This is a genomic window from Pseudomonas sp. MM213 (genome assembly GCF_020423045.1).
Classification (GTDB): domain Bacteria; phylum Pseudomonadota; class Gammaproteobacteria; order Pseudomonadales; family Pseudomonadaceae; genus Aquipseudomonas; species Aquipseudomonas migulae.
Window position 1 is genome coordinate 3,359,892 of sequence record NZ_CP081943.1, and the last position, 13,623, is coordinate 3,373,514.

Annotated in this window: 11 protein-coding genes; 7 read left to right on the plus strand and 4 right to left on the minus strand. The window is 59.6% G+C overall.

Features of this window, described 5'->3' with window-relative positions; all coding sequences use genetic code 11:
• Positions 1–34: 34 nt before the first annotated feature.
• From K5R88_RS15250 to K5R88_RS15260, 3 genes are read left to right on the plus strand one after another with little or no spacing between them, the layout of a single operon-like run.
• Complete coding sequence (locus tag K5R88_RS15250; protein ID WP_226300222.1) at positions 35–994, plus strand: cytochrome-c peroxidase; 960 nt, start codon at positions 35–37, stop codon at positions 992–994.
• Positions 991–2,802: a DAHL domain-containing protein gene (locus tag K5R88_RS15255; RefSeq protein ID WP_226300223.1), complete on the plus strand. Its 1,812-nt coding sequence runs from the start codon at positions 991–993 to the stop codon at positions 2,800–2,802. Before K5R88_RS15250 ends, K5R88_RS15255 begins: the two co-directional genes overlap by 4 nt.
• Positions 2,799–4,205 carry an ATP-binding protein gene (locus tag K5R88_RS15260; protein WP_226300224.1) on the plus strand — a complete coding sequence of 469 codons (1,407 nt, stop codon included), beginning with the start codon at positions 2,799–2,801 and terminating at the stop codon, positions 4,203–4,205. Before K5R88_RS15255 ends, K5R88_RS15260 begins: the two co-directional genes overlap by 4 nt.
• A 127-nt stretch (positions 4,206–4,332) precedes the next feature.
• On the opposite strand, the gene K5R88_RS15265 is transcribed toward K5R88_RS15260, so the two are convergent.
• Positions 4,333–5,658 carry an APC family permease gene (locus K5R88_RS15265; RefSeq protein WP_207286681.1) on the minus strand — a complete coding sequence of 442 codons (1,326 nt, stop codon included), beginning with the start codon at positions 5,656–5,658 and terminating at the stop codon, positions 4,333–4,335.
• 240 nt (positions 5,659–5,898) lie between these two features.
• Positions 5,899–6,720: a carbon-nitrogen hydrolase family protein gene (locus K5R88_RS15270; protein WP_226300225.1), complete on the minus strand. Its 822-nt coding sequence runs from the start codon at positions 6,718–6,720 to the stop codon at positions 5,899–5,901.
• Positions 6,721–6,846: 126 nt separating this feature from the next.
• On the opposite strand from K5R88_RS15270, the gene K5R88_RS15275 reads away from it, so the two are divergent.
• The 3 genes from K5R88_RS15275 to K5R88_RS15285 all read left to right on the plus strand — a co-directional run bounded on the left by K5R88_RS15275 (position 6,847) and on the right by K5R88_RS15285 (position 9,761).
• On the plus strand, positions 6,847–7,647 hold the full coding sequence (locus K5R88_RS15275; RefSeq protein ID WP_008032237.1) for a helix-turn-helix transcriptional regulator: 801 nt from the start codon (positions 6,847–6,849) through the stop codon (positions 7,645–7,647).
• A 152-nt stretch (positions 7,648–7,799) separates the two neighbouring features.
• The gene (locus tag K5R88_RS15280) at positions 7,800–9,419 is read left to right on the plus strand and encodes an FMN-binding glutamate synthase family protein (RefSeq protein ID WP_008043564.1); all 1,620 of its coding nucleotides are present in this window, start codon (positions 7,800–7,802) and stop codon (positions 9,417–9,419) included.
• Positions 9,420–9,476: 57 nt separating this feature from the next.
• Positions 9,477–9,761: a putative quinol monooxygenase gene (locus K5R88_RS15285; RefSeq protein WP_192228554.1), complete on the plus strand. Its 285-nt coding sequence runs from the start codon at positions 9,477–9,479 to the stop codon at positions 9,759–9,761.
• Positions 9,762–9,770: 9 nt separating this feature from the next.
• Here K5R88_RS15285 and K5R88_RS15290 read toward each other — a convergent pair whose 3' ends face one another.
• The gene (locus K5R88_RS15290) at positions 9,771–11,279 is read right to left on the minus strand and encodes a glucosyltransferase domain-containing protein (RefSeq protein WP_226300226.1); all 1,509 of its coding nucleotides are present in this window, start codon (positions 11,277–11,279) and stop codon (positions 9,771–9,773) included.
• 1 nt (position 11,280) lies between these two features.
• Positions 11,281–12,222 carry a glycosyltransferase family 2 protein gene (locus K5R88_RS15295; protein ID WP_223480173.1) on the minus strand — a complete coding sequence of 314 codons (942 nt, stop codon included), beginning with the start codon at positions 12,220–12,222 and terminating at the stop codon, positions 11,281–11,283.
• Positions 12,223–12,470: 248 nt separating this feature from the next.
• Here K5R88_RS15295 and K5R88_RS15300 point away from each other — a divergent pair, with 248 nt between their 5' ends.
• A complete protein-coding gene (locus K5R88_RS15300) occupies positions 12,471–13,619 on the plus strand; it encodes an OpgC family protein (protein ID WP_223451239.1) in 1,149 nt (382 codons plus the stop codon).
• Positions 13,620–13,623: the final 4 nt, after the last annotated feature.

The window sequence follows — 13,623 nt, forward strand, 5'->3', positions numbered from 1 at the left end:
ACGACACACGGGCTATCAGCCAAGGAATTATCAGATGTCGCCGTCCATTCACTACCTGCTCCTGGTGCCGCTGCTCGGTTTCTGTCTGAGCACCGTCGCCGCGCCGCTGGACGAACCCCTCAAGCCACTGCCAACGGCGCCTGCACAGAATCCTCTGCGCGTCGAACTCGGTCGCCAGTTGTTCAATGAAACACGGTTGTCGGTCAACAACACGCTGTCCTGCGCCAGCTGCCATCGACTGGAAAACGGCGGGGCCGATACCCAGGCGTTTTCCATCGGCTTCGCCGGTCAGCCAGTGACGATCAACACCCCCAGCGTGTTCAACGCCACCCTGAACTTCCGGCAGTTCTGGAACGGGCGCGCCGACACCCTGGAATCCCAGGTCCATGAAGTGGTGAAAAGCCCCAGCGAAATGGGCAGCAACTGGGAGCACGTAGTGGAAGTGCTGTCCGCAGACACGGGTTACCGCAGCGCATTTACCAACGCCTACCCGGACGGCGTGACCATGAACAATGTGCAAAACGCCCTGGCCACCTACGAACGAACGCTGCTCAGCAGCAACTCGCGGTTTGATCAGTATCTGCTGGGTAACACCGACATCCTCACGACCGAGGAAAAGTACGGCTACCAACGCTTCAAGGATTATGGCTGCATCGCCTGCCATCAAGGCGTGAACATCGGCGGCAACATGTTCCAGAAGTTCGGCGTCATGGGCGATTACTTCAAGGTTCGCGGCAACCCGACCGACTCCGACCTGGGTCGCTATCTGGTGACCCAGGATGAAGAGGACCGCAACGTGTTCAAGGTACCGAGCCTGCGCAATGTCGCGGTGACCGCACCGTATTTTCACGACGGCTCGGCCAACACGCTGGAAGAGGCGGTGGACGTGATGTTCAAGTTCCAGCTCGGTCGCATTCCTTCCGCCGAGGACAAAACCCTGATCATCAAATTCCTCAAGACCCTGACCGGTGAGTGGGGAGGCAAACCCTTATGAAAATGTCCCGCCGTCGCAGCCTCGCACTGCTGGGCGTCGTCGCTTTGTTACTGGCCTCGACGCTGCTGTTCCTGTACCTCAAGTCGAATTCGAACGAGACGTCGGCCTACGCCGAATCCCGGGACCTGATCGGCCGGATCAAACAGCTCAACGCGCAATGGGAAACCGAGATTCTCAAGGCCAGGATCGCCACCAACCACAACTACGATCCGTTGGTCGCACCGCTGACCGAGATGACAAAGCTGTGGGAGCGGTTCGACACCATGGAGTCGAACCACGGCCGCAACGACTCGCCGATCTGGCGCGCCAGCCATGATGCGTACCTGGCCGCCATCGAGGAAAAGACCCGGCTGGTGGAGCAGTTCAAGTCCCACAACGCGCTGCTGCGCAATTCACTGGCGTTCCTGCCCACCGCCGAGGACGACATTCAGGAGCCCCTGGCCCGGTTGGTGGATGGCGACAAACTGCAACTGCAGAACATCGCCACCGACACTTACGATTTGCTGCTCAGCAGCCTGGAGTTCGCCCAGGTCACTTCCGACGACAAGGCCGCTGACATTCTGGTCGGGCTGAACAAGCTAGGGGTGAACAAGCTGCGCCTGCCCGAGCAGTTTCACAGCCCGATCGATATTCTGAGCACCCACATTTCACTGATTCTGCGCGAACAACCGGTGGTCAACCGCTTGCTGGGAAATATCGAAGCGATTCCCGTCGCCGAGCGTCTGGACGACATCACCAGCCTGTTGAACAAGGACCAACAACAGGCCGATGTGGTCGAGCAGCGTTATCACTTTTACATGCTGGTGTTCTCTGTGCTGCTGGTCCTGTTGCTGGTGTACCTGGCCATTCACTTGATGCGCAGTTTCAGCATTATCAATCGCGTCAACAGAGCCCTGAAAACCGCCAATGACGAACTGGAATTGCGGGTAGAAGAACGCACCCGTGAACTCAAGGATACCCAGAGCGAGCTGCTCGACACCGCGCGCCAGGCCGGCATGGCCGAGATCGCCACCAACGTGCTGCACAACGTCGGCAACGTGCTCAACAGCGTCAACATCTCGGCCGACCTGGTCTCGCGCAAACTGCGCGCCAGCAAGGCCCAGGGGCTGGGCAAAGCCATGCAACTGATCAACGAACACCCCGGCGACCTCGGCACCTTCCTGACCCAGGACGAGAAAGGCAAGTTGCTGCCCGGCTACCTCAACCAACTGGTCGAAGCCATCGCCCTCGAACAGCAAGGCATGAGCGACGAACTGGCCCAACTGAGCAAAAGTGTCGACCACATCAAGGACATCGTCGCCACCCAGCAATCCTACGCGGGCGCCAACAGCCTGGTGGAGCCGCTGCACATCAGCGAATTGCTGGAGGATGCCCTGCGCATGAACTCCGGCGCGCTGACCCGGCATCACGTCACGGTGGTCAAGGAGTACGGCGAGGTGCCGCAGGTCATGGGCGACAAGCACCGGTTGCTGCTGATCCTGATCAACCTGATCAGCAACGCAAAGTACGCGATGTCCGACCTCAGCAACCGCCCGCGACAAATGACCCTCGGGGTCAAAGTGGTCGACGACGCCACGCTGCAAGTCAGCGTCAAGGATGACGGCGAAGGCATCGCCCCGGAAAACATGACGCGCATCTTTGCCCACGGCTTTACCACCCGCAAGGAAGGTCACGGCTTTGGTCTGCACAGTTGCGCATTGGCGGCCATCGAGATGAACGGCCACCTCACCGCCCACAGCGACGGGCCGGGCAAGGGCGCGCTGTTCACCCTGCAGATCCCGCTGAAAACCGTCATGGAGGAGGCATGAGCGAATTGTCGAACCGCCGCATTTTGCTGATCGATGACACGCCGTCCATTCATGTGGATTTCCGCAAGATCCTCACGCCGACGCCCGTGCAGACCGTCGAGCTGGACGAGATGGAGGCTGCGCTGTTCGGCAGTGAAGTGAAATCCACCCGCGCACTGTTCGAACTGGATTCGGCGTATGGCGGCCAAGAGGGTCTGGGCAAACTCCAAGAAGCCTTGCAGCAAAACCAGCCCTACGCGCTGGCCTTCGTCGACATGCGCATGCCCGAAGGCTGGGACGGCGCACAAACCATCGAGCATCTGTGGCAGGAAGACCCGCGCCTGCAAGTGGTGGTGTGTACCGCCTACTCCGACTATTCCTGGGATGAACTGCTGGACCGTTTGCAGGCGCACGACCGTCTGTTGATTCTGAAAAAGCCGTTCGACAACATTGAAGTCCAGCAGATGGCCAACACCCTGCTGACCAAATGGGACATGACCGAACGGGCCTTTGTGCAGATGAGCCACCTGGAGCATCTGGTGGACCAGAGAACGACACAGTTCAAACAGGCCAGTGAGGCATTGCAACGGGAAATCGACGAACGCAAACAGCTTGAATCGCAATTGGTGCAGTCGGAAAAACTCGCGTCACTGGGCCAACTGGCGGCCGGCGTCGCCCATGAAATCAACAACCCCATCGGCTTCATTTCCTCCAACCTCGGCACCCTCGATGGCTATTTCAAACAGCTGCAGGAAATGCTCGACGCTTATCGGGATGCGGAAGAGGCAATAGGTTCCAGCGAGCTGGTCGAGCGCTTGCAACAGCTGCGTGAGCGGATCGAACTGGAATTCCTGCGCGACGACATCCCCTTGCTGATCAAGGAATCCAAGGACGGCATCAGCCGCGTCGGGCAGATCGTCAAGGACCTGAAGGAATTCTCGCGGGTGGACTCCAACCAGGAATGGCAGTGGGCGAATCTGCAGCAAGGCATCGAGTCGACGCTGAACATCGTGGCCAATGAACTGAAGTACAAGGCCGATGTGGTGAAGGACTATCAGCACCTCCCCGACATCGAATGCCTGCCCTCGCAGATCAACCAGGTGATCATGAACCTCATCGTCAACGCCTCGCAGGCCATCGGCCCGGAACGTGGCACCCTCACCCTGCGCACGGGGATCGACGGTGAAAAGGTGTGGATCGAAGTCGCCGACACCGGCACCGGCATCCCGCCGGCCAGCCTGCAAAAAATCTTCGACCCGTTTTTCACCACCAAACCGGTGGGCCAGGGGACCGGGCTGGGGTTGTCCTTGTCCTATGGCATCGTGAAGAAACACCGGGGGGATATTTCGGTGGTGAGTGAAGTCGGCGTTGGCAGCACTTTCCGCGTCGAATTGCCGATCCACCAATCAAAACCCACTGCCTGAACACAGCCCCCTCTGTAGGAGCCGGCTTGCTGCGGGCGGCGTTCCGACGATAGCAATCTCAAGAGCGATGTAAACCTCCAGACCGCTATCGCCAGCAAGCCAGGCTCCTACAGGAGTTCGGCGTACCTCAGGTGGCTTCCTGAAAATCCATCTCCGGCGGCTGGCGACGGAATCCGCCGGTCAGCACCGCCAGGTACACCACGCCAATCGCCAGCCAGCTCAGGCCCAGGTAAATCGCCAGGTGATCGAGGCTGACCATCAGCCACAAATCCGCCGCCAGGCCAATGAACGGGAAAATCAGGAACAGCACCAACTCACGCAGCCCCTTTTTCTCGCCGCCAATCCAGTAATGAAAGATCACCGACAGGTTCACCAGGCTGAACGCCAGGAACGCGCCGAAGTTGATGAACGAGGTCGAGGTGGTGACATCCAGTTTCAGCGCCAGCAACGCCACCACCGCGCACAGCAGGATGCTGTTGATCGGCGTCCCGAAACGTTCATGCAACGTACCGAAGAAGGATTTCGGCAGCACACCGTCGCGGCCCATGGCGTAGAGCAGGCGCGAACCGCTGGCCTGAGCCGACAGCCCCGAGGCGAATTGACCGACGATCAAGCCGATCAGGAAGATCGACACGAACAGGTCGCCACCGATGTTGCGGGCAATTTCATAGGCCGCCGAATCGACGCTGTCGAACTGGAACGACGGGTGCGCGATCTGCACGAAATATGACACACCGACAAAGATCAGCCCGCCGATCAGGGTAATCAACATGATCGCCCGCGGGATGGTGCGGCGCGGATCGCGGGTTTCTTCGGTCAGGGTACTGACCGCGTCGAAACCGAGGAACGAGTAACAGGCGATGGCGGCACCGCTCATGATCAGTGGCATCTGCATGTCGCCGTTGAAGAACGGCTTCACCGACCACAACGGCGTGCTCGCATCGCCGCCAACGTAGTGGATGCACAGCACCACGAAGGCGATCAGCACCAGAAACTGTACCAGCATCAGCAAGGCGTTGATGCCGTTGGCCAGTTTCAGGCCAACGATGTTGATTGCGCTGGTGATGCCGATGAACGCCAGCACCCAGATCCATTGCGGCACGGCCGGGAATGCGGAGTTGAGGTAAGCCGCGCCGATCAGCCAGATTGCCATCGGCAGGAACAGGTAATCGAGCAGCACCGCCCAACCGGCGATGAAACCGAGTTTCGGGCTGATCGCCTTGCGCACGTAGCTATAGGCCGAACCAGCGACAGGGAATGCCGAGGCCATCCGGCCGTAACTCATGGCGGTAAAGAACATCGCCACCAGCGCCGCTAGGTACGCGGCCGGCACCATGCCAGCGGTGGATTGAGCGAGGATGCCGAAAGTGCCGAGCACAATGATCGGCGTCATGTAGGCGATGCCAAACAGCACCACCGACCCCAATGACAGGGTGCGTTGCAAACGAGCCATGAGCGACTACTCCGAATTTTATTGGATTTATGGCAGAGCCGAGTTCGGCGCAAATTACGGGTGTTGCGTTTGTTGTTCTTGGGTCAAACAGGTGTGTTGCCTAGGAGGGCCCCATCGCGAGCAGGCTCGCTCCCACATTTGATTTTTGCGATTCACAAACTCTGTGTTCACTGAAGATCCCTGTGGGAGCGAGACCGGCTTGCCGGCGATGGCGTCAGCCCGAGCGACACAGAATCCGGATCAGCGCACAGGTATAAGCAGCTCCCGCAATCCAGAAGCATGCTCAACCATCTCCCCCGGCAACTTCAGTCGCTGATCATCCAGGTACCGATAATCCTGCCGCGCGGAGGTCAGCTGATTCAGATCCAGCTCCACCGCAAACTGCCCCTCCTCGCGCCCGGCCTCGAACAACAGCGTGCCCAGCGGATTCACCAGCGCACTGCCGCCGGCGAACAACAACCCGCCATCGCCCTCTTCCACCCGGTTGACCATCAGCGCAAACGCCTGGTTTTCCTGGGCGCGGGCCATGATCGCGGTGCGGTGCGTCGGGCCGTACGGGTCCATGTTGCCGTTGGTGACGATCAGCAATTCAGCGCCCAGTTGCGCCAGGGCGCGGGCGGTTTCCGGGAATTCGATGTCGTAGCAGATCAGCAGGCCGACCCGCACGCCGTTCCACAGGCACGTGGCGTAGCGGTCGCCCGGCTCGTACACGCCGCGATCCGACGCCCACAGGTGCGTCTTGCGGTATTTCAGTGCGATGCCTTGCGGGGTAATCAGCAGCGTGGTGTTGAAAAAACGACCGTTGTCGTTTTCCGCCGTACCGATCACCACGGCGATGTTGCGCTCGCGAGCCGCGGCGACGATTGCGCTGACGGTCGGACCGTTCAGCGGTTCGGCAACGGCTGCCACGGTCTCGGCCGACGGGAAGCCCATCAAGTGACTTTCGGGAAACATGATCAACTGCGTGTCGGCGGCGCAGGCCGCAATCGCCGCCAACGCGCGTTCGAGGTTGTAAGCCGTGTCGTTGTCACGGCCCGCCAGTTGGGCGAGTTCGACCTTCATGGGTATTCCTTGTTCTAGTGGCCGGGCGGCAGAAAGATTGCCCGGTCGTTGTCTGTGCGCCAGTATGCGCAGCAAGCAACCGGCCAGGGAATCACGCGGCTGGGGTAACCCGATAGGGGTAGATGCATGACACTTTCGTTAGACGACATCGCCTGGCACCGTTCGGTCGGGCAACTGATCGACGCCCTCGACAAGCCGAATTTCTGGACGCAGCTTGTCCGGTTACTGGATCAATACGTCACCTTCGACAGTTGGGTGGCGCTGCTTTTCAGTGCCGATCAGCACCCGCAAGTGTTCGCCGAATGTCCCGGTGAAGACGGCAGCCCGGATCAGTTGTTCCAGGATTACCTGCGCGGTTTGTACTTGCTCGACCCGTTCTACATCGCCTGCCGCGAGCAGTCGCGCACCGGGCTGTATCGCCTGTCGGAAGTGGCGCCGGAGCACTTTGAGCTGACCGAGTATTACCAGCGCTACTTTCGTCTGAATGTGGTGGCCGATGAAATCCAGTTCAATTGTCAGCTCGAAGGCGACCGCACGTTGTGCCTGTCACTGGGCAGCAAACAGCGTTTCAGCGGCCAGCAGATCGCGTTGCTGTCGTTGATCCAGCCGTGGGTGCTGGGTTTGTTGCGTCAGCGCCTGCCCTACGAAATCAACGAAGTCGTGGCTCTCGCACCGGCACCGGTCCAAGGTGACTGGCGGGTGCAGCTGGAAGCCTCGGTGCAACAACTCAAAGGCGCGCAATTGACCGCCCGGGAGCTGGATGTCGGGCGTTTGATGCTCAGCGGTTGCTCCAGTAAAGAAATCGCCCGTAAGCTGGAAATCTCTGTCGAAACCGTGAAAGTCCATAAGAAACACATGTACAGCAAGCTGGGGATCAAGTCCCAGTCCGAGCTGTTTTCGATTTTCCTCCAGGCGCAGAATGCCTGACACAGCACGGTCCCGTAGGAGCGAAGCTTGCTCGCGAAGAGGCCATCACATTCAACATTGATGTTGGCTGAAATGTCGCTTTCGCGAGCAAGCTTCGCTCCTACAGGGATAGGTGTGCCGAACACAACCGAGTCCGAACCCAAGGAAACCGTATGAGCCTGTCACTCCTGAGCCGCTACGCCTTCTTTGCCGTCTGTGTGATTTTCACCCTCGCCAGTCTGCCGTTCCTGGAACACGACTGGCTCTGGCCGATCACCGCTGTCACCGGCGTCCTGAGCCTCGTGGGCCTGTTTGATCTGCTGCAAAGCCCTCACGCCGTACGCCGCAACTACCCGATCCTCGGCAACATCCGCTATCTGGTGGAAGGCATCCGTCCGGAAATCCGCCAGTACCTGCTCGAATCCGACAGCGACGCCCTGCCCTTCTCCCGGGCCCAGCGTTCGCTGGTCTATTCCCGCGCCAAGAACGAAAGCGCCGACAAACCCTTCGGCACGTTGATCGACGTGTATCAGTCGGGTTTCGAATTCATCGGCCACTCGATGCGCCCGGCACCGTTGAGTGACCCAAACAGTTTTCGAACCCTGGTCGGCGGCCCGCAGTGCACGCAGCCGTACTCGGCATCGGTGTTCAACATCTCGGCCATGAGCTTCGGCTCCCTCAGCGCCAACGCCATTCGTGCCTTGAACCAGGGCGCCAAGCTCGGCAACTTCGCCCACGACACCGGTGAAGGCAGCATCAGCGCGTATCACCGGGAAAACGGCGGCGACCTGACCTGGGAACTCGGCAGCGGCTACTTCGGTTGCCGCACTGCAGACGGTCGCTTCGACCCGGAACGCTTCGCCGCCCAAGCGCAAACCCCGCAGGTGCGGATGATCGAAATCAAAATGTCCCAGGGCGCCAAACCCGGCCACGGCGGGATTCTGCCCAAGCACAAGGTCACCAAGGAAATCGCTGAAACCCGTGGCATCCTGATGGGCGAAGACTGCATCTCGCCATCGCGGCACAGTGCGTTTTCCACGCCGATCGAACTGATGCACTTCATCCAGCAATTGCGTGAACTGTCCGGCGGCAAACCGGTGGGCTTCAAGTTCTGCCTCGGCCATCCGTGGGAATTCATGGGCATCGCCAAGGCCATGCTGGAAACCGGCATCCTCCCGGACTTCATCGTCGTCGATGGCAAGGAAGGCGGCACGGGGGCAGCGCCTGTGGAGTTCACCGACCACATCGGCGTACCGATGCGCGAAGGTCTGCTGTTCGTGCACAACACGCTGGTGGGCCTGAACCTGCGGGACAAAATCAAACTCGGCGCCAGCGGCAAGATTGTCAGCGCCTTCGACATCGCCAGCGTGCTGGCCATCGGCGCCGACTGGGCCAACTCGGCGCGCGGCTTCATGTTCGCCATCGGCTGCATCCAGTCGCAGTCGTGCCACACCAACAAATGCCCGACCGGCGTCGCCACGCAGGACACCTTGCGCCAGCGTGCCCTCGTCGTCCCGGACAAGGCCCAGCGGGTGTTCAACTTCCACCGCAACACCCTCAAGGCACTCGCGGAAATGCTCGCCGCCGCCGGCCTCGATCATCCGTCGCAGTTGTCGGCCAAGCATCTGGTGCGGCGCATGTCGGCGACCGAGATCAAGCTGTTCTCGCAGCTGCATGTGTTTTTGAAACCGGGGGAATTGCTAACAGGGGAAGTGAACGGCGAGTTCTACTCACGCATGTGGCAGATGGCGCGGGCGGACAGTTTTGAGCCCAATGAGTTGGCTGCGGCGTAAACACTGTTTGAACGCCAGTCTCGTAGGGAGGCTGGCTTTACACCAAGGAAGAACATTTTGCTGAAAGTAATCGCTCAGGATTTCATCAAACCCGAATACATTGAAACGGTTCGCCCGTGGTACACCGAACTGGTCGAGAAGACTCGACTGGAGCCCGATTGCATCGCTTACGACCTGTTCATCGATCAAAAAGACCCCGGCCACTTTATCTTCGTCGAACAATGGCCGAATCAGGCGGCGCTGGATGCTCATTGCCAGTCTGAGCACTTTCGGCGGTTGGTGCCGCAGATCAACCGTTTCCAGGCCCGGGATTGCATTATCGTGCTGATGGATGCGTTCTGAGGCCCGTCGTCACCAGCGAAGCGCCTTGATCGGGGCCGGTTCTTTCATGACGATAAAACCGTAGTCCCCCAGCAGGTAAATCCTGTAGTACGGGCGCTCCAGCAACGGCGGATACCCCAGATAACCCACCCGTGTCGCATTGCGGCGCTCCTTCTCCGCGACCACGTTGGTGATGCCGAGCTTCGGCAGATTTTCGGCCAGCATGAAAAAGTCGATGTTCAGCAGATAGTGCAGCACCGGCATTTGCTTGAACGAACCTGCGGCCCCCGACAGCCAGTGATCGGAATACGTCACCGACATGTAAATCCGCTTGGCCTCACGCAATTCCCGATGCGTCGAAATGTCGTGCTCAAGGCTGAACAGTGCGCTGGTGCTGAAGGCTTTCTGTACCGTCAGCACCCGACCGTAAGCGAACGACAGCGACAGCATCGCCAGCAGTGGCACCGCCAGCAACAGCGTCAGTCGTTCATGGATTTGCGCCAGCGCCAGATGGCTCAAGTAGAACAACAGCATCAATAAAACCGCGAAGCCCATCAGGGTTCGAGCGCCCTCGTTGAAGTCGCGGAAAAACAGCGCGACGCCGGACACCAGCAGCGTCATGACCGGCAAGGTCAGCAGACACAACAGGCCGATCAACGCTTTCTTCGGCCCACTGTCCTGACGCTTCCACACTTTAAGCCCCAATTGCACAGCACCGACGATGGCACACAGCAACAGCGCGGCGAACACCCAGACCAATCCGCCATGAAACAGCAGCACGACTTTTTCCAGCACTCTGCCGATGTTGATCTGCAGTTGCAGCAGCGGCGCGGCGGTCCAGTTCAACAGCAGCGCGCGATCCTGCGCCATGAACGCCACGGCGCTGACGCAATACATCAACCAGCCCATGGTGACCTGCGCCAGTTTCCAGCCGATCAGCCTGCACAACTGCGGCCAGGCCAAACGGTCATTTACGCCGCGCAGCAGTTCCAGGCAACACAATCCCACAAACACATTGAGGCTGATCTGATACAGCCCCAGCGCCAGTGCAATCAGGAACGAAGGCACCAGCCATTGCAGGCTGCGCGAAGGATGACGAAAGGTGATCGCGTAGATCACCGCCACCAGGCTCAGGGCCATGGCGGGACCGTCATATTGATAAGACAGGTTTTGCAGAAAAAACGGGTTGTACCAGAGGGGCAACGGCACCAGGCAACAGGCGAGCGTCGGTTGCGCAAAGTAATGAAACGTCAGCCGGGTCAGTGCCGAGGCCATGGCCAGCGTGGCGATCAATAGCGGCAAGGGAAAGATGTTAGGCGCCGCGTTGCCGAAGGTGAGCAGGTTGTAGAACAGCTGGGTAAACAGGCGACCCTGCTCCGCCCAGGCCATGCCCGCCGACAGGGATCGCCAGTTATCATCGATGTACGGGTAGTCCGCAATAATCAGCGGCAGCACATACAGCAACGTCGCGAGCAGAAAAAACAACCAGACCTGTCGGCCGCCGAGTTCCTTGCCGAGCACATCGCGAAATCGGCCCATGCTAAAGCCCGAGCCGGTCTTTGCCGCCGACGATGTCTTTGACCACGTAGCGCGGCCGGTGCTTGGCCTCGATGTAGATCCGGCCGACGTACTCACCGAGGATGCCGATACCAATCAACTGCACACCGCCAAGAAACAGAATGGCGGTCATCAACGATGGGTAACCGGGTACGCTGTTGCCGAAGAAAATCTTGTCCAGCACCATGTACACCGCGTAAAGCACCGCGAAAATCGAAATGCCGCCGCCGACGTACGTCCACAAACGCAGCGGCACAGTGCTGAACGACGTCACCCCTTCGAGTGCCAGGTTCCACAGTTTCCAGCCATTGAACTTGCTGCTGCCGGCCACGCGCCCGGCGCGTTCGTACTCCACCACCGCGGTGGTGAACCCGGCCCACGACAACACGCCTTTCATGAACAATTGATGCTCGGGCAGTGCGCGGATCACGTTGACTACCTTGCGATCCATCAAGCGGAAATCACCGACGTTTTCTTCGATCCGGGTGTACGCGATACGGTTCAGCACGTGGTAGAACAGCGCCGCGCTGTGGCGCTTGAGGTAACCGTCGGTGGCCCGGTTGCGGCGTTTGGCGAGCACCACGTCCGCGCCCTTTTGCCACTCGTCAATCAACAGCGGAATGACGCTGATCGGGTCCTGCAAGTCGACGTCCATGGGGATCACCGCATCGCCAGAAGCGTATTCCAGGCCGGCGAACAACGCCGGTTCCTTGCCGAAATTGCGCGAAAAGTTGATCAACAACACATGCTCGTCGACCTGCGCCAGGGCCTTGACCTGCTCGGCCGTCCGGTCCGAGCTGCCATCGTTGATGAATACGATCTCGATCTCGTCGCCGCCCAGCCTCAACTCGCGCTGCACCGCCTGATAAAACAGGCTGATCGCTTGCTCTTCGTTGAAGACCGGAACGATCAGCGAAACCTTCACGTTTCACGCTCCTGAACCATGCTCGGTAAAGATTCGACAGCTGCCATGCACCATTATTCGGGCACGCCATCGAGCTGGCAGACCAGCGGATGGATTCTTTCAGCCAGTCACATCTGAGACATTCAGTAATAGCGTGTTTTTTGCAATTGTCGTCGAATCGCGCCACCCTGCGCGCCGCCGATGCGCGGCGCGCACCTTTTGCAGCGCTGACCACTCCTTATTCAACACCCGTTCACGAGCCCGCTGTCATGACGTTTGAACGCGATCACCGAATCGACTTTTTTCGAGGCCTGGCGCTGATCTTCATCTTCTGGGATCACGTGCCTCACAACCCCCTCGGTCAAATCACCCCGCGTAACTTCGGTTTCAGCGATGCCGCGGAAATTTTCGTGTTTCTCGCCGGTTACGCGGCGGTCCTGGCCTACGGGAAAATCTTCCGACGGGACGGTTATCTGATTGCCTGCGTGAAGATTCTGCGCCGCGCCTGGGTGCTCTACGTGGTGCATATTTTCTTGCTGGCGATGCTGATGGGCATCGTGTTCTTCGCCAACAGCCATGTGGAAACGAGGGATCTGGTGGAGGAAATGGGCATGCACCACTTCATCACCAACCCGCAGCAAGCCCTGGTCGATGAACTGCTGCTGCGCTTCAAGCCGAACCTCATGGACCCCCTCCCGCTGTACATCGTGCTGCTGGCCGGCTTGCCGCTGGCGCTGCCGATGCTGGTGCGCAAACCATGGGCGGTGGTGGCCGTGTCGTTGACCGTGTACCTGCTGGCGCCGTGGTTCGGCTGGAACCTGGCGGCCATCAAGGATGGCGTGTGGTATTTCAATCCCGTGGTCTGGCAGCTGCTGTTTGTGTTGGGCGGCGCGGCGGCGACTTACGGGCAGCGCCCCCGATTACCTGACGCGCGCCCGTTGCTGCGCCGGCCGTTGTTTGTCAGTGCCGTAGTGTATGTGGTGGTTACCGGCGTGCTGACCGTCTCCTGGCGATGGCCGGAAATACATGATGCGCTGATGCCTGCGTGGCTGAGCAACCTGTTGTACCCGATCAGCAAGACTGACTTGTCGCCGGTGCGGTTGCTGCACTTCCTGGCGCTGGCGTATGTCACGGCGAAACTGTTGCCCGATACCGGCTGGACGCAAAACTGGCTGGCGCAGCAAAGTTGTCGCATGGGGCGTTATTCGCTGGAAATCTTCTGCCTCGGCGTGTTGCTGGCGCCGTTGGCGGACATGGTCAATGCCATGACCGACGATGCGTTTGCCATGCAGATATTCACCGCCTTGGTGGGTGCGGGGTTGATGGCGTTGTTGGGGGCCTGGCTGGAGTTCAATAAACGGTTGAACCAGCCGGTCAACAGGTCGCAGCGTTCGGTAGCTGAACGGATCCCGCTGTAGGAGC